The 15,888-nt window shown below is 70.3% G+C and carries 14 protein-coding genes; 8 read left to right on the top strand and 6 right to left on the bottom strand.

The window, feature by feature from the left end:
- Positions 1-92 precede the first annotated feature (92 nt).
- Complete coding sequence (locus tag OG205_RS03905; protein WP_330274852.1) at positions 93-650, bottom strand: NAD(P)H-dependent oxidoreductase; 558 nt, start codon at positions 648-650, stop codon at positions 93-95.
- An 86-nt stretch (positions 651-736) separates the two neighbouring features.
- On the opposite strand from OG205_RS03905, the gene OG205_RS03900 reads away from it, so the two are divergent.
- Positions 737-1,336, top strand: a complete 600-nt coding sequence (locus OG205_RS03900; protein WP_330274851.1) for a TetR/AcrR family transcriptional regulator — start codon at positions 737-739, stop codon at positions 1,334-1,336.
- 3 nt (positions 1,337-1,339) lie between these two features.
- On the opposite strand, the gene OG205_RS03895 is transcribed toward OG205_RS03900, so the two are convergent.
- Positions 1,340-2,104 (bottom strand): FadR/GntR family transcriptional regulator, encoded by a 765-nt coding sequence (locus OG205_RS03895; RefSeq protein ID WP_330274850.1) that lies wholly within the window; start codon positions 2,102-2,104, stop codon positions 1,340-1,342.
- Between the two features lie 160 nt (positions 2,105-2,264).
- Between OG205_RS03895 and OG205_RS03890 the strand changes: the two genes are divergently transcribed.
- From OG205_RS03890 to OG205_RS03875, 4 genes are read left to right on the top strand one after another with little or no spacing between them, the layout of a single operon-like run.
- A complete protein-coding gene (locus OG205_RS03890) occupies positions 2,265-3,536 on the top strand; it encodes an ABC transporter substrate-binding protein (protein WP_330274849.1) in 1,272 nt (423 codons plus the stop codon).
- Between the two features lie 5 nt (positions 3,537-3,541).
- Positions 3,542-4,474: a carbohydrate ABC transporter permease gene (locus tag OG205_RS03885; protein WP_330274848.1), complete on the top strand. Its 933-nt coding sequence runs from the start codon at positions 3,542-3,544 to the stop codon at positions 4,472-4,474.
- Complete coding sequence (locus OG205_RS03880; protein WP_330274847.1) at positions 4,474-5,301, top strand: carbohydrate ABC transporter permease; 828 nt, start codon at positions 4,474-4,476, stop codon at positions 5,299-5,301. The genes OG205_RS03885 and OG205_RS03880 overlap by 1 nt, the downstream gene beginning before the upstream one ends.
- Before the next feature lies 1 nt (position 5,302).
- Positions 5,303-6,484, top strand: a complete 1,182-nt coding sequence (locus OG205_RS03875) for a mandelate racemase/muconate lactonizing enzyme family protein (protein WP_330274846.1) — start codon at positions 5,303-5,305, stop codon at positions 6,482-6,484.
- Here the strand turns inward: OG205_RS03875 and OG205_RS03870 are convergent.
- Genes OG205_RS03870 through OG205_RS03855 form a run of 4 tightly spaced genes read right to left on the bottom strand, consistent with a single transcriptional unit; the run spans position 6,468 to position 11,089 of the window.
- Positions 6,468-8,165, bottom strand: a complete 1,698-nt coding sequence (locus OG205_RS03870) for an amylo-alpha-1,6-glucosidase (RefSeq protein WP_330274845.1) — start codon at positions 8,163-8,165, stop codon at positions 6,468-6,470. The two genes, OG205_RS03875 and OG205_RS03870, sit on opposite strands and share 17 nt — an antisense overlap.
- A gap of 12 nt (positions 8,166-8,177) precedes the next feature.
- Complete coding sequence (locus OG205_RS03865) at positions 8,178-8,990, bottom strand: carbohydrate ABC transporter permease (protein WP_330274844.1); 813 nt, start codon at positions 8,988-8,990, stop codon at positions 8,178-8,180.
- Entirely contained in the window at positions 8,987-9,856 is an 870-nt protein-coding gene (locus OG205_RS03860; protein ID WP_330274843.1) for a carbohydrate ABC transporter permease, read from the bottom strand. The genes OG205_RS03865 and OG205_RS03860 overlap by 4 nt, the downstream gene beginning before the upstream one ends.
- 6 nt (positions 9,857-9,862) lie before the next feature.
- On the bottom strand, positions 9,863-11,089 hold the full coding sequence (locus OG205_RS03855; RefSeq protein ID WP_330274842.1) for a sugar ABC transporter substrate-binding protein: 1,227 nt from the start codon (positions 11,087-11,089) through the stop codon (positions 9,863-9,865).
- 164 nt (positions 11,090-11,253) lie between these two features.
- Between OG205_RS03855 and OG205_RS03850 the strand changes: the two genes are divergently transcribed.
- The 3 genes from OG205_RS03850 (at position 11,254) to OG205_RS03840 (ending at position 15,697) form a co-directional block, all read left to right on the top strand.
- Positions 11,254-12,267 (top strand): LacI family DNA-binding transcriptional regulator, encoded by a 1,014-nt coding sequence (locus OG205_RS03850; protein ID WP_330274841.1) that lies wholly within the window; start codon positions 11,254-11,256, stop codon positions 12,265-12,267.
- Between the two features lie 269 nt (positions 12,268-12,536).
- Positions 12,537-14,174 (top strand): ricin-type beta-trefoil lectin domain protein, encoded by a 1,638-nt coding sequence (locus OG205_RS03845; RefSeq protein ID WP_330274840.1) that lies wholly within the window; start codon positions 12,537-12,539, stop codon positions 14,172-14,174.
- 44 nt (positions 14,175-14,218) lie between these two features.
- Positions 14,219-15,697: an arabinofuranosidase catalytic domain-containing protein gene (locus OG205_RS03840; RefSeq protein WP_330274839.1), complete on the top strand. Its 1,479-nt coding sequence runs from the start codon at positions 14,219-14,221 to the stop codon at positions 15,695-15,697.
- Positions 15,698-15,888 lie beyond the last annotated feature (191 nt).

The raw sequence follows: 15,888 nt of genomic DNA, 5'->3' as shown, positions 1-15,888 counted from the left end.
GACGGCGCAACGGAAGCCGGCGTTTCCGTTGTGGCGCTGGGCCTTTCGGGGCACGTTCGACTCGAATCGACAGTCGAACGTGAACCTGGGGATCAGACGGTGGCGGCGACGCGGGCGGCGAGACCCTCGACCACGCCGGACAGCTTCTCGGTGACCTCGGGGTCGTCGACCGGGTGGAGGTCGGCGAAGCGCACCACCGAGGAGGGGATCGAGAGGGTCAGGTCCTCGGCGACCGCGCCACCGGCGATCTTGACGGCCTTGCGGGCCTCGTCCTGCGCCCACACGCCGCCGTACTGGCCGAACGCGGTGCCCACGACGGCGACCGGCTTGCCGGACAGGGCACCCGCGCCGTAGGGACGGGACAGCCAGTCGATGGCGTTCTTCAGCACGGCGGGGATGGTGCCGTTGTACTCGGGCGACACCAGGAGCAGGGCGTCCGCCTCCGCGGCGGCCTCCCGCAGCCGGGCGGCGGGGGCGGGCACGGTGCCCTCGGCGTCGAGGTCCTCGTTGTAGAACGGCACGGTGTCCAGGCCCTCGAAGAGGCCGACCTCGACGTGCTCGGGCGCGATCTGGACCGCGGCCTCGGCGAGCCTGCGGTTGTGCGAACCCGAACGGAGGCTGCCGACGAGCGTGAGGATGCGGACGGCCATGAAGTGACTCCCAGGTGCGGTGTGTGCTTGAACGACTACACCCTAAACGGGACGCGGCCCGGTTATCTTCCGGCTACGCTGCCGAGGTGATCGACAGCACATCCCTGCCCCTCGCCGGTGCGGAGCCGCCCCTGCGTGCGGACGCGGTGCGCAACCGGGCGTTGCTGCTGGAAGCGGCCGCCCGGCTGGCGGCGCGACGGGGTGCGGGAGCGATCACGATGGAGGCGGTCGCCGCGGAGGCCGGGGTCGGCAAGGGCACGGTGTCGCGGCGCTTCGGTGACCGCAACGGACTGCTCCAGGCCCTGCTGGACCGCTCGGAGAGCCTGTTCCAGGAGGCGTTCCTCAGCGGACCGCCGCCGCTCGGGCCGCAGGCCGATCCGGCCACGAGACTCAGGGCGTTCGGTCCGGCTCTGCTGCGCCACGAGCACGCCGACCTCGAGCTCTACCTGGCGGCCGAGCCGTCGCCGAGCCGCCGGTTCGCGGTCCCGGCCAAGCAGTTGCGCCACCGGCACGTGGCGCTGCTGGTGCGCGCGCTCCTGCCCGATGCCGACGCAGACCTGCTCGCCCACACCCTGCTCGCGTCGGTGGACGTCGTGCTGACCGACCACCTCGTCCGTGGGCACGACATGCCGTTGGCACGAGTGGAGGCCGGGTGGCACGACCTCGTCGACCGGCTCCTGACCTGACGACTACCGCTCCAGGCGGCTGGGATCCCCCACATCGCTGCGGCGGACCAGCCAGGCCTCGGTGATGTGCGTGAACATGGCCTCGGCGGCGCCCGCGGGGTCGTGCGCGGCGATCCGCTCGTAGACGCGGCGGTGGCCCTCGTTGGACGCGGCGCACAGGGCACGGTCGCTGCGGCCCGTGTAGCGGGCGGTGTTGATCACCTGGCTCTCCAGCGCCCGCACCACGCCCCTGGCGATGCGGTTGCCGGACGCGCGCATGATCCGGTCGTGGAAGAGCCGGTCCTGCTCCCGGTAGGCGTCCGGATCGCCGACCAGCCGGTCCATCAGCTCGACGAGGTCGCGCAGCGCGGCGACGGTGGCCTCGTCGGCGGTGCGGGCGGCGGCCTGGGCCATGTCCGACTCGAGCAGGCGCCGGGTGACCACCAGGTCGTCGAGCACCGCGAGGGTCTCGTCCTCGGCGACGATCGCCCCGAGGACGAGTTCGTCGAGCACGTTCCACGAGGACGGCGGGGTGATCTGGGTGCCCGCGCCCTGGCGCACCTGCACCAAACCCTTCTCCTGCAGGACTTTCACCGCTTCGCGGATGACCGTCCTGCTCACCGAGAAGGCCTCGCACAGCGCGGGCTCGGGAGGCAGCGACGTCCCGGAGGGGTGGTCGCCGCGCACGATCCGGCTCACGAGCTCGGCGGTCACCGCACTGGCCAGGCTCGCCGGCCTGCGCACCCAGGAAGGGGCGGCGGCGGCCGGTCTCCGGCCTGATGCGGTCATCGTTCCTCCGGTCACGTCCCCCGCGCCGTCGTGCGGGTACGTGCGGCGAGAGTACTGCAGAACGGGCGATTGACGTAATACGTCATACGACTTACGTTCACGGCACCCCGTCGGGAACGACGCAGCCCGGCGCCCTCTCGGGAAGAGAAGTGAGCCAGCGATGAAGCAGCGCACACTCTTGTCCGCCGCCCTGGTCCTGGGGCTGACGCTGACGGCAGGATGCGGCAGCGCCTCCGGGCCGGGCACCTCGTCCGGCGGCTCCGGCGACAAGCTCGTGGTCTGGGACTGGAAGTCCGGTGACGCCAAGGCAGCCGCCTACGTGGAGAAGGCGAAGGCCGACTTCGCGAAGAAGCACCCCGGTGTGAACGTCGAGTTCGTGGCCCAGCCGTTCGACCAGTACTACACCCTGCTCGGCGCGGCCATCCAAGCCGGCAAGGGTCCCGACGTCGTGCTCTTCAACTGCGGCGGGCAGATCCGCGACCGTGCCGACGCGCTCGCCCCGCTCGACACCTACGTCGCCGACGACCGGAAGCGGCTGGCGGGCTGGGACGCGTTCACCAAGGACGGCAAGGCCTACGCCGCACCGGTGACGCTGCAGGGACATCCCCTCTACTACAACAAGGAGCTCTACCAGAAGGCCGGCCTCGCCCCGGACTCCCCGCCGAGGACGTGGGACGACTTCGTCCGCGACTGCGGTGTGATCGCCCAGAAGACCGGCGTGAAGTGCCTGGCGCAGGGCAACAAGGAGGGCTACGGCATCCAGTTCTTCCTGTCCGCCATGGGATCGGCGGTGCTGACTCCGCAGGAGTACGACGACTGGATCGCCGGCAAGCGGGACTGGTCCTCCGCGAACGTCAAGCGGATCTTCGAGCTGTGGAAGCAGACCGCCGACGCCGGGCTGAACACCGACGGCGCCAACTCCACGGCGATGTTCAACGACGCGTTCGCGCTCTTCAACTCCGGCAAGGCGGCCAACGTCATCGGCCTGATGTCGGACGTCGGGCACTGGAAGGACTTCGCCGAGTTCCTCACCCCGGAGAAGCTCGGCGTGATGCGGGCGCCCGTGGTGAACCCCGCGGCGAAGCCGAGCCTGCCGTTCGACGGCGGCATCGGGTACGCGGTCGCGAAGTGGACCAAGGACCCGAAACTGGCCGCGGACCTGGTGCGCTCGCTGACCTCCGCCGACGCGCTGAAGGCGTTCTACGCCGACGGTGGCGCGATCGCGTCCGACGCGACGATCGACGTCTCCTCTGGCGGCCCCGCGGTCAAGGCGATCGTCGCGGAGGTCAAGTCGGGCAAGCCGGCACTGCACGTCGCCCTGTCCTCCAAGACCCTCGACCTGATGGGACGTCTGTCGCAGCAGCTGCTGAGCGGATCGGCCACAGTGGACGACGCGGTGGCGCAGCTAGCCGCCTCCGACAAGACCGGCTGACCGTCGTGGCGGCACCCACGCTCTCCCCCGCGCGCCCGGCTCCGGCCGGGCCCGCGAGGCCGCGCCGCTCCGGCTCACGGGCCGAGCGCCTGGCTCCCCTGGTGCTCGTGGCGCCGGCCGTCCTGATCATCGCCGGGTTGCGCCTGTGGCCGTTGGTGCTGGGCGTCAACTTCTCCTTCACCGGCGACGGTGATCGGGACGGCGTGATGGTCGGCCTCGACAACTACGTGACCCTGTTCGCCGATCCGTTGTTCCGCACGGCCCTGCGCAACGTCGGGCTGCTCGTCCTGCTGCTCCCGGTGGCGGTGGCGATCCCCGGTCTCCTCGCCACGCTGATCTACCTGCGCGTGCCGGGACATCGGCTGTATCGCGGCGTCTACTTCTTCCCCGCGGTGCTCTCGCCGGTGATCGTCGGCGCGATCTTCACCCTGCTGCTGGCGTTCGACGGGCCGCTCAACAGGGTCCTCGGCGGCCTGGGGATCGGGCCGGTGGACTGGCTCGGCGATCCCGGCGTGGCGTTCTTCGTGGTCGTCGCGGTGCACGTCTGGGCGACGTTCGGCATGGCGCTCGTCGTGTTCCTCGCCGGGTTCGCCACCCTCGACCAGTCGCTGCTCGACGCCGCGAAGATGGACGGCGCGTCGTTCCCGCAGACGGTCCGGCACGTGATCGTCCCGGGCCTGACGCGCACGATCCAGTTCGTCTTCGTCACCACCATGATCGGCATGCTGACCTCGATGTTCGGCCTGCTCTACGTGATGACGAGCGGCGGGCCGGAGGGGTCGACCTACCTGCCCGAGTACTACATCTGGATCCAGCAGGGGCGCCTGAACCAGCCCGCGCTCGCCTCCGCGGCGTCGACCGCGCTGTTCCTGATCATGCTCGTGGTGGGGCTGGCCCAGATCGCGATCCTGCGCCGTGCCGCCGGCAAGGAGGACTGATGTCCGGCTCCCGTCCCGTCAGGTGGGTCGTCGCCGTCCCGATGGCCGCGCTCGCCCTGGCCACGATCTACCCGCTGGTGTTCACCACCAACGTCGCCATGAAGACCCGGCGCGAGTACGTCCTCGACCGGTTCTCCCCTGCGGACTCGTTCAGCCTCGACAACGTCGTCAAGGCGTGGACGAGCGTCGGGATGTCCCGGTACTTCCTGAACTCGGTGGTCGTCGTGGCGTGCTCGGTCGCGCTGCTGCTGTTGTTCGGCTCGATGGCGGGCTTCGCGCTCGGGCGGCTGCGGTTCCGCGGTTCGTCCGCGCTCTTCCTGGGGATCCTCGCGGCGCTGTTCGTGCCGTTCCAGGTGATCATGGTCCCGCTGGCGCGGACGATGGCGGACACCGGTCTCATCGACACGTATCCCGGCCTGGTCCTCGCGTACGTGGCGCAGTTCCTGCCGTTCACGATCTTCCTGCTGACGAGCTACTACGCCACCGTGCCCGCGGAGATCGTCGACGCCGCGCGCATCGACGGGAACTCGGTGTACGGGGTGTACTGGCGGATCATGCTCCCGATCGGTGCGCCCGCGCTGTTGTCGGTCGGTGTGCTCAACGCCCTGTTCTGCTGGAACGACGTCCTCGTCGCGTTGCTGATGATGCCGTCCGCGGAGCACCGCACGCTCATGGTCGGTGTCACGTCGTTGCGCGGTCAGTACTCCGACGACATCCCCACGTTCGCGGCGGGAGTGCTGATCGCCGCGGTCCCCGTCCTGGTCGTCTACCTGTTCCTGCAACGCCAGATCGCCGACGGTGTCACCGCCGGGTCGACGAAGGGCTGACATGCGCATCACTGGCTACCGGACGCTCACCACGGTCCAGGACTGGGGCCGTCCTGTCGGCGACGCCAACGGCGTGATCCCCGACGGCCTCGTCCGGGTCCCGATCGTCGTCGTCGAGACCGACACGGGCCTCACCGGTGTCGGACTCGGCCCGCACGTGGAGATCGAGGCCGTCTTCGCCGCCATCGAGGGCGAGGACCCGCGCTGCGTCACCGCCCTGTACGACCGGATGCTGCGGCGGATGTTCAAGGCCGGGCACGCCGGTGCGGTGTTCGGCACCATCGGCGCCTTCGACAGCGCGTTGTGGGACATCAAGGCCCAGGCGGCGGGGGAACCGCTGTGGCGGTTGCTCGGCGGCCGTGACCGCCGAGTGCCCGCCTACGCCTCGGCTCTGGACATCGCGCTGACCGACGACGAACTCGTCGCGGTGTACCAGGGCTACGCCGATCGCGGACTGCGGGCGGCGAAGCTCAAGGGCGGCCTCGACGTGGATCGCGACCGGCACCGTCTCGCCCTCGTGCGGGACGTCCTGACCGAGGCGGGCGGCGGCGCGCGGCCGAGCCTGATGCTCGACGTCAACGAGACCTGGACGCGCAAGCAGGCGGTCCGGTACGTCAGCGAGCTCGAGCGGACCTTCGACCTCACGTGGGTCGAGGAACCCGTGCGCCGCTGGGACGTGGAGGGCCATGCGGCGGTCGGCCGTGGAATCCGTGCCTCCGTCGCCACCGGTGAGAACCTCACCGGGCTCGAGCAGCACCGTCCGCTCATGGCGGCCGGTGCTGTCGACATCGTGCAGACGGCCGGAGTCTGGGGCATCACCCACTTCCTGCGGGTCGCCACCCTCGCGCACGCGCACGACCTGCCCGTGAGTCCGATCGGCACCAGTCCGATCGGCCTGCTGCACGGCGCCGCGTCGGTGCCCAACCACCTGGTCAGCGAACTGCAGGACCTGCGGCCCGCGGTGGGCGTCTCGCTCGACCTGCACGTCGAGGACGGCGCCTACGTCCTCGGCGACAGCCCGGGACTGGGCGTGCGGCTCGACGAGCAGACCATCGCCGCGTCGAGCCACCTGCTCCCCCACCCGTCGGCCGGCGGCACGCACATCCGGCCCGAACGCGCGGGACGGCGCCTGCACGCGGTGGAGGCGGGTGAGGAGAGCCCCGTTCTCAACGCCGGGGTGTAGTGCTCCGGTCGACCTCACCGGCGAGCAGGAGGTAGGCGCCGGCCGTCCACGTGTAGGCGCGGTCGCGCAACCCTTCCCCGGTGAGCGCGTCGAAGTTCTCCGCGAACCCGGACTTCTCGCAGGTGGCCAGGAACCGCGCGCTCACCTGGTCTGCCAGGTCCACCGCGCCGCCGCGGCGCAGGCCGTCCTCGATCAGCACGGTGGCCGGCGCCCACACCGGTCCGCGCCAGTAGCCGTCGGGCTCGTAGTAGGGCGAATCCGGCTGCTCCGTGGCCAGGCCGACGGGCGTGAGGTGCGCGGCGACACCGGCGCACAGGGCGTCGAAGACCTCCCGCGGCAGGTGCTCCCCCAGCACCACGGGCATCAGGTCGAGCAGGCTCGCGCTGCGCCGTTTCGTCCCGCTGGCCACGCCCTGGCTGACGAAGTGATCACCCAGCCACAGCTCGCCGAGCAGTTCGTCGAGCAGCGCGTCCGCCTGCTCCGACCACCGTGCCGGCTCTTCCCCCGCCTCGGCGGCGAGCCGGGCGAGCTCCTTCAGTTGCAGCACCAGGAAGGCGGCGAGGTCGGGCGAGCGGACGAGGCGTTCCTCCCGGAACACCGTCGAGTTGTCCCACCCGCTGTCGTTCCCGTGCTCGTAGTGCGGCAACAGGCTGCCGGGGGCCGTCCGGTGCTCCAGCCAGAACGAGGTCCACGCGCGGAGCTGCCGGTACGTCGGCGCGGCGTCGGGCAGTCCGCCCGGAAGTCGTTGCCGCAGAAGGGAGAGCGCCCATCCGTGCACCGGCGGCTTGACGAAGTTGCGCAGCACCTCGGAGTGGGTGACCGAGTCCGGCAGCGCACCCTGCTCGTCCTGATGGTCGAACACGACCTGGAACTGCTGCCAGGCGAGCGCCGGTGCGCCGGGCGCCAGTGCCAGCGCGGTGAAGCAGTGGTCCCAGCTCCACACCTTGTCCATCCAGTGCTTGGACATCAGCACGGCGGGCCGGTGGACGAACCCGGCGGGCCGCACGGTGGCCGACCAGAGCACGTAGCAGGCGAGCTCGGCGGCCGGGGTGTGGTCGCCGCGCCAGGGTGCCACGGCCTCGGCGAAGCAGCCGAACTCGTCCCGCGCGTCCGCCACGGCGTCGTCGAAGTCGTTCGCGGGCCGGGACGGCGGACGGGCCGTGCCGAGTTCCTCGATCGTCAGCTCCCAGGGTTCGCCGTCGTCCAGGACGACCCCGCGCTCCGCCTCCCCGAGCTCCTGGTCGCCGCACGGCCACCACTGTCCGGTTTGGACGGTGAGACGAAGGCGGTGGCCGGTCTCGTAGGAGGTGAAGACGAGCCCACCGGCGGGATCGGTGAAGAAGTAGGTGCCGGTGAACGGGGTGAGCGTCCTCTGCGCGGCACTGATGCGCAGGCCCAGGCCGGTACCGCGCAGCCGCACCGCGTCCGGTGACGAGAACACCGCCGTGACGCTGCCACTTCCGGCGCGCCAGCGCAGTGCCGAGGGGTCGGCGGTCACCTCGACCGGCACGCGTTCGCCGCCGAGCAGCGGAACGAACGAGAGCACCGGGTGCATGCCGTTGCGGTGCGACACGAGGTGCACGTCGTCGGCGTACTCGGCGAGTCCTACCACCGGGGAGAGGCAGAACCACGCGCCGTACCGGCTGAAGGGGATCTCACGCACGGAGAACTCGGTTGTCACGCCGGACCCCTCTCAGTCCTTCACGGCGCCGGAGGTGAGCCCGGCGGCGACGAAGCGTTGCGCCACCACGAGCAGCACGGACGCCGGTACGGACGCGACCACCGCGGTGGCCATGATGGAGTTCCACTCCTGGTTGTTGTTGCCGATGTAGCGGTAGATGCCGAGCGTCAGCGGTTGCAGCGCCCCGCCGGAGTCGAGCGTGGCGGCGAACAGGAAGTCCGACCACGCCCACAGGAACGAGAACAGCGCCGCCGTGATCACGCCGTTGCGGCTCGCGGGCAGCACGACCGAGACGAACGCGCGCCACGGTCCCGCGCCGTCGATCCGGGCGGCCTGCAGCAGTTCGTCCGGCACCGAGGCCATGAACGCGGTCAGCACCAGCACGGCGAACGGCACCGCGACCGTCGAGTCGGCCAGGACGAGGCCCCACACGGTGTTCGTGATGCCGAGGCGGACGTAGATGCCGTAGAAGCCGAGCGCCATGATGATCCCCGGGATCATCTGCGCGACGAGCAGGACGAACCCGAACGCGCGCCGCCCCGCCGGCCACAGCTTCGCGAGCGCGTACGCGGCGGGCGCGGCCAGCGCCAGGGTGAGCACGACGGTTCCCAGTGCCACCAGCAGGCTCGTGCCGAAGTACGGCAGCTGTTCGCGCAGAACCCTTTCGTACCCCTCCAGCGTGGGCGAGGCCGGGAACAGGCTCGGCGGCGACTTCCGCATCTCGCGCGCGGGCGTGAGCGACACGACGACCATCCAGTAGACCGGGAACAGCATCACCGCGGTCATCAGCAGTCCGGCGGCCGTGCGCCAGTACCGGGTCCTCATGTGCGCCCCTGCGCGCGGATGTGGACCAGGCCCGCCGCGAGCGCCATCAGGATCAGCACGTTGCCCACCGCGGCACTCGGCCCGAACCGGGGCAGCGCCCCGCCGAAGCCGAGTTCGTAGGACCAGGTCGCGAGTGTGGAGGACGATCCGCTCGGCCCGCCCCTCGTCATGATCCAGATGATGTCGAACACCTTGAGCGTGTAGACCAGGCCGAGCAGCAGGGTGATCGCCGACACCGGGCGTAGCAGCGGGAAAGTGACGTGGCGGAACGTCTGCCAGCCGCTCGCTCCGTCCAATGAGGACGCTTCGTGCACCTCGGGCGGCAGGCCGCGCAACCCGCTGTGCAGCAGCACGAGGTTGAACGGCACGCCGATCCAGATGTTGGCGATGACGACGGACACCAGCGACCACGACGGTGAGGTCAGCCAGTTGACCGGCCCGATGCCCACGACCCCCAGCGCCGCGTTGACCAGCCCGGACTCGCTGTTGAGCAACCACGCCCAGGTCGACGCGGACACGATGAGCGGCAGCAGCCAGGGCACCAGGAACAACGCGCGCAGGGTCGCGGACAGCGGGAAGTGGCGGGCGAAGAACACCGCCAGCGCGAAGCCGATGGTGTACTGGAACAACAGCGACACGGCGGTGAACACCACCGTGTGCAGCAAGGCCGTCCGAAAGGCCGGGTCGGCGAACACGGTGGCGTAGTTGGCGAACCCGGCGAACGGCGCACCGCCGTGGACGAAAGTCCGCACCGTGTGGTTCCGCAGACTCAGATCGACGTTGGTGTACAAGGGATACGCGTAACACACCAGCAGGTACACCACGAGCGGGAGCACGAACGCCCACCCCGTGAGTCGCGTGCGCACCGGCGGCTACTTCGCGGACGCCGCGGCGGCCTGGGCGTCCTTCAACGCCGCCTCCGGGGTCTTCGCACCGGTGAGCGCGGCCTGCACGGCGCCCCACAGCGGTTGCGAGATCCGGGGATAGCGGGTGCCGAGGTTGTCGCCGGTGCGGCCCTTGGCGTTCTGCACGGCGTCCACCCAGACCTTGAGCTCCGGCGTCGCGGCCACCTGCTGCTCCCGCACCGAGGGCACCGCCGAGACGTACGTCAGCGCGGTGACGGTGGCGAGCACCCGGTCCGGCGCCGTCAGGCAGGTCGCGATCTGCGCGGCCTTGGTCTCCGTGCCCTTGTCGTCCTGCGCCGGAACGGTGACGAACTCGCCTCCCGTGGGCGCGGGCGCCGTGCCCCCGGTGCGGCCGGGGATCGCGATCACGCCGTACTCGAAGCCGGCCTTCTTCGCGTTCTGCAGCTGCCAGGTGCCGTTCTCGGCGAACGCGTACTCCCCGGTGGCGAACTCCTGCCAGCTGGTGGTCTGGGTGTTGCCGACCACGGAGTTGGGCGCGAGTCCCTTGTCCAGCCAGGACTTCCACAACGTCAGCGCGCTGACCGCCTCCGTGGACGACAGGTCGGTGAGCGTGGCACCCGAGCCCCAGAACCACGGCAGGAACTGGAAGCTGCCCTCCTCGGTGCCGATCGCGGAGAACGTGATGCCCTTCTTGCCCGCGGCCTTCACCTTGCCGAGAGCCACGTCCAGCGACGCCCAGTCCGTGACGGACGCGGGGTCGACGCCGGCGGCGCCGAGCACCGCCTTGTTGTAGTAGAGGGCGAGCGTGTTCGCGCCGATCGGCGTGCCGTAGGTCTGGCCGTTCGACGTTCCCGCGGCCACCAGGTTCGGGGACGCCTGCGAGGCGTCGAGACCGACGTCGGAGTTCGACCTGAGCACCCCGGCCTCGGCGAGCGTGGAGACCACGGGGTTGTCGACCACCAGCACCTGCGGGGCCGTGCGCTGTTGCGCGGCGAGCAGCACCTTGCCGGTGAGGTCCGTGGTGTCGTAGGCCTGCCGCTGCACCTTCACCCCCGCCTGCGCCGCGCACCCCTCGATCGTCCGCACCCAGTCGGAGCCGGCGGCGAACTGCGGGTACGGGTCCCACACGGAGAACGTGTCGGGCGAGGAGCCGCCCGGCGCGGAGGAGCAGGCCGTCGCGGAGACGGCCAGACAGGCCGCGGTCAGGAGCCTCGGAACAGCCGCGCGTCGCATCTTGGTCCTTCCTGCCGACTTCGTTGACGACATTCATCGAACCGGTTCGATTTGGAGGAACTGCGCCAACGTAGCCGTGCCGAACGAAACGTCGCAAGAGCCAGTGGCCTACGATTGTCGATGGTCGAACCGGTTCATTCGACGGACCGGAGACGGGAACGGGCATGAACATCGGAGAGATCGCCAAACGGGTGGGCGTGTCGCGCAGCACCGTGTCGTACGCGTTGAGCGGCAAACGACCGGTCTCCGCGGCGACCGTGCGGCGGATCAACGACGTCATCGCCGAGCTCGGTTACCGCCCGAACGCCAGCGCCCGCGCGCTCGCCGAGGGGCGCACCAGGACGCTCGGGCTCGTGATCCCACCGGCGAGCACCCGGCTGACCGACGTCCAGCTGAGCTTCGTCGCCAGCGTCGTCGAGGTGGCCGCCGCGTACGACCACGACGTGCTGCTGTCGCCGAGCGGCGGCGACCACGACAGGTCGTTCGACCGCGTCGTGACCGGCCGCAGGGTCGACGGGGTGATCCTGATGGAGATCCTCCTGCGGGATCCGCGGGTCGACCGGCTCACCAGCTCCGGCCTGCCGTTCGTCACGATCGGCCACGTCGCGGACTCCGCCGCGTCCCGGTGGGTCGACGTCGACTACGCGGGCCTGATCAGCCGCTGCGTGCGGCACCTCGCCGACCTGGGGCACGAGCACGTCGTCCTGATCAACCGCTCCGACGAGCTGGTCGCGTCGGGCTACGGCCCCGCGATGCGCGCGTCGGCCGGCTTCCTCGAGACCGCGGAGGGGTTCGGCATGACGGCGCACGACGTGTGCTGCGCCGACGACCCGGCGGCCGGTCTCGCCTGCTTCGAGCAGATCCTCGAGCGCCGCCCGGAGGTGACGGCGGCCGTGACGATCAACGAGGCCGCGCTGCCCGGCGTGCAGCGCGCGTTGCACCGCGCCGGGCTCGACGTGCCCCGCGACTTCTCGCTCACCGGCGTGATCGCCGACCGGCTGGCCGTCGACTTCCACCCGCCGCTGACGGCGGCGGACGTCCCCGCCGGGCAGATGGCGCAGCTCGCCGTCGACCTGCTGATGGAGCAGATCGCCGACCCGTCCGCGCCGCCGCGGCACGCGCTGCTCGCTCCGCCGATCACCCTGCGCTCCAGCACCGGAGCCTGCCGCAGGAGCTGACCGGAGACGAATCGGTTCGACCCTCCGGTCCATTGCTGTCACTCGTCGCTCGGGCGTACCTTCGTTTCTCGATCGAACCGGTTCGATTCTCCGTCACCCCTGACCCGTTACGGAGTCCCACATGGTTCAGCGACGAACCAGCACAGTCCTCCTGGCCGTCGTGGCGTCGGCACTCGCCTTCACCACCCCCGCCCAGGCCGCGAACGAGTCCATCAGCGTCGACTTCTCCGTCACCAGAGGCACACCGCGCGTCCGGCTGGATCTACGGCATGACGGAGAACGCCGCGGGCCCCGCAGACCACTTCTTCCGCGACGTGAAGTTCCGCTACATGAGGGCGGGTGGCGCGCAGCTCGACGGTCCCGGTGGCTGGGTGTCGGGCAAGTACGACCGCCGCTGGAACGCCACCAGGGCCCAACTCCTGCGCACCCGCTCGCTGGGCGGCGAGTTCGTCCTGCTGCCCCACGACCTGTGGGGCGCCGACGGATACCCGATCTCGCGCTTCCCCGGCGACAACGGCGACTGGACCGACTACGACAACTTCCTCACCCGCCTGATCGCGGACATCCGGGCGACGGGCGCGCCGGTGCAGTGGGACCTCTGGAACGAACCCAACATCACGCTGTTCTGGAACCGGCCGCAGTCCCAGTACTTCGAGCTCTGGCGCCGCACGTACCAGCGCGTCCGGGCCGCCTTCCCCACTCAGCTCATCGTCGGGCCGAGCCACGCCGGGGTGCCGTCGACCGGCGGCTGGTGGACCCAGTACCTGGACTTCGTGCGCGCGAACAACGTCGTGCCCGACATCTTCAGCTGGCACGCGCTGCCGAGCGATCCGGTGGCGAACGTGGCGGTGGCGAACTCGACGCTCGACGCGCGCGGCATCCCGCACCCACGGCCGTACCAGATCAACGAATACGGCGCGGGCAACGAGCAGAACTCCGGCGACGGCGCGTGGTACATCGCGCGGCTCGAACGGGCGGGCGCCGACGGCCTGCGCGCCAACTGGGCCAGTGCCGGCAACCTGCACAACGACCTCGGCAACCTGCTCGTGCGCAACTCCGCGGGACAGCACCAGCCCAAGGGCGAGTGGTGGGCCTACCGGTTCTACGGCTCGCAGACCGGCCAGATCGTCTCCACGACACCGAGCCAGTCGTACGACTCGTTCGCCACCAAGGCCGGTGGCGTGGCGAAGGTCCTCGTCGGTGGCGGCAGCACGACCGGCAACGTCGCGATCACGTTGCAGCGCCTGGACACCACGACCGGTCTCGTGCAGAACAACCAGGTGCGGGTGCTCGTGCAGCGCATCCCGTACAACAACGGCGGCGCCGTGCAGGGGCCGGTCACCGTGCAGAACTCCGTGGTCTCGTTGTCCGGCAACAACGTCACGGTCACTGTGCCGCACAACAGCGTCGACGAGACGTTCACCGTCACGCTGCTGCCACCCGGCGACAGCGGATTCCAGTCCGTCGCCGCCGCGCAGCACTCCCAGCAGTGCCTGGACAACACGAACCTGGGCACCGCCGACGGCAACCCGCAGCAGCAGTTCCACTGCGAGGGCGGGGACCAGCAGCTGTGGAACTTCACGCCCGTGCAAGGCGTCGCCGACACCTACACCGTCGTGAACCAGCAGTCGGGCAAGTGCCTCGACGTCCTCTCCACCGCGGACGGTGCCGCCGTCGTGCAGCAGACCTGCTCACCCGGCTCGGCGAGCCAGCAGTACTCGTTGCGCAAGGTCACCTACAGCGGCAACGACCCGCACGACTACCAGCTGGTCGCGCGGCACAGCGGCAAGTGCCTGGACGTCAACGGGATCTCCACGGCCGCGGGGGCCCGGATCATCCAGTGGGCGTGCAAGTCCGCTGCCCAGGGCAGTGAGCTCAACCAGACCTGGCGTCTCTGGGGCCGGTAGTCCCGAGGCGGGTCATGTCCATCCACAACGCAGTGGAGCACCTCATGACAGTGAAGGCTCGAAGCAAGGTGCGGCGCCGTCTGGCCGCCGCACTCGGGATGTGCGTCGCGGCGGCACTGGCCGTCGCACCGGGCAGCGCGCCGGCGTCGGCAGCCGGCACCGGACCATGTGACATCTACGCCGCCGGCGGCACACCCTGCGTCGCCGCGCACAGCACCGTGCGAGCGCTCTACGGCTCGTACGGCGGCAACCTCTACCAAGTCCGGCGATCATCGGACAACACCACACGCGACATCGCCGTACTGGCTGCGGGAGGCACGGCCAACGCGACGACCCAGGACACGTTCTGCGCGGGCACCTCCTGCGTCATCACGGTGGTCTACGACCAGTCCGGGCGCGGGAACGACCTGTGGTACCAGGGTTCCAGCGTCGTTCCCGGCTCCAGTCAGAGCAGGCCCGCCACCGCCACCTCCGAGGCGCTCACCGTCGGCGGCGGCAAGGCCTACTCGCTCTACATCAACCCCGGCAACAGCTACTGGCGCGACGGCCACCTGACGGGTGTCCCGACCGGCAGCGCGCCGGAGGGCATGTACATGGTCACCAGCGGTACGCACGTCAACGGCGGCTGCTGCTTCGACTACGGCAACAGCGAGACGACCCGCAGCGCGGACGCGGCCGGGGCGATGGACGCCATCAACTTCAGCACGCAGTGCTGGTTCGGCGGGTGCTCCGGCACCGGCCCGTGGGTGCAGGCCGACCTCGAATGGGGGCTCTTCTCCGGCGGCAGCCAGTCCTGGAACCCCAACCAGAGGGCCTTCCCGAACAGGTTCGTCACGGCGATGCTCAAGAACAACGGGACCTCGCGGTTCGCCATCAAGGGAGCCAACGCGCAGTCCGGTGGCGTGACGACGTTGTGGGACGGCTCGCTCCCACCCGGCTACAGCCCCATGCGGAAGCAGGGCGCCATCATCCTCGGCAGCGGCGGGGACTGCTGCAAACCGGGCGGTGGCGCCAACCTGAGCGCGGGCACCTTCTACGAGGGCGCGATGGTGTCGGGCTACCCGTCCGACGCGACCGAGAACGCGGTGCAGGCGAACATCATCGCGGCCGGGTACAGCAGCGGGGGTTCCGGTGCCACCGGAGCGGTCCGTTCGGTCGCCGCCGGCCGGTGCCTGGACGTCAACGCGGGCAGCACCACGGCGGGAACACCACTGCAGATCTGGGACTGCAACAGCGGCACGAACCAGACGTGGACACGCACCACGTCCGGTCAGCTGACCGTCTACAGTGGAGACTCGACTCGGTGCGCAGCCGCGTCTGGCCCCCAGACCGGCGCCGCGGTGGTGATCGCGGCCTGCGACGGCGGAGCCGGACAACGCTGGCAGTTCAACGCCAACGGCACCGTCAGCAGCGCGCAGTCGGGGCTCTGCGTCGACGTCAACGGGGCAGCCACCGCCAACGGCACGAAGACGATCCTGTGGACGTGCCACGGCGGCGGCAACCAGCAGTGGACGACCGGGTGACGTGGCCCCACCGGTGGCGCCCGGCGGTTCGAGTCGAATCGACCGTCGAAAGCGTCCGGTGACCGAACGGGGCTTGTAGCCGTCGCAGAACTCCGCCTACGGTCGGCCTGGGAGCGCTCCCAGGCCGATCGTCGACGAGGACGGAGAACCTCAAAGCTTGACCTCTCTCCCAGCTGAAGCAGGGAGATTCT

The organism is Lentzea sp. NBC_00516 (assembly GCF_036346835.1).
GTDB lineage: Bacteria > Actinomycetota > Actinomycetes > Mycobacteriales > Pseudonocardiaceae > Lentzea > Lentzea sokolovensis.
The sequence above is the reverse complement of the archived record's forward strand: the minus strand, read 5'-3'. Positions and strand labels throughout refer to the sequence as shown.

What these genes read in the sequence shown, in the direction of transcription:
- OG205_RS03875 (WP_330274846.1), top strand. Translation starts at nt 5,303, where the DNA reads ATGCGCATCACTGGCTACCGGACGCTCACCACGGTCCAGGACTGGGGC.
- OG205_RS03890 (WP_330274849.1), top strand. Translation starts at nt 2,265, where the DNA reads ATGAAGCAGCGCACACTCTTGTCCGCCGCCCTGGTCCTGGGGCTGACG.
- OG205_RS03895 (WP_330274850.1), bottom strand. Translation starts at nt 2,104, where the DNA reads ATGACCGCATCAGGCCGGAGACCGGCCGCCGCCGCCCCTTCCTGGGTG.
- OG205_RS03850 (WP_330274841.1), top strand. Translation starts at nt 11,254, where the DNA reads ATGAACATCGGAGAGATCGCCAAACGGGTGGGCGTGTCGCGCAGCACC.
- OG205_RS03855 (WP_330274842.1), bottom strand. Translation starts at nt 11,089, where the DNA reads ATGCGACGCGCGGCTGTTCCGAGGCTCCTGACCGCGGCCTGTCTGGCC.
- OG205_RS03845 (WP_330274840.1), top strand. Translation starts at nt 12,537, where the DNA reads ATGACGGAGAACGCCGCGGGCCCCGCAGACCACTTCTTCCGCGACGTG.
- OG205_RS03865 (WP_330274844.1), bottom strand. Translation starts at nt 8,990, where the DNA reads ATGAGGACCCGGTACTGGCGCACGGCCGCCGGACTGCTGATGACCGCG.
- OG205_RS03840 (WP_330274839.1), top strand. Translation starts at nt 14,219, where the DNA reads ATGACAGTGAAGGCTCGAAGCAAGGTGCGGCGCCGTCTGGCCGCCGCA.
- OG205_RS03880 (WP_330274847.1), top strand. Translation starts at nt 4,474, where the DNA reads ATGTCCGGCTCCCGTCCCGTCAGGTGGGTCGTCGCCGTCCCGATGGCC.
- OG205_RS03905 (WP_330274852.1), bottom strand. Translation starts at nt 650, where the DNA reads ATGGCCGTCCGCATCCTCACGCTCGTCGGCAGCCTCCGTTCGGGTTCG.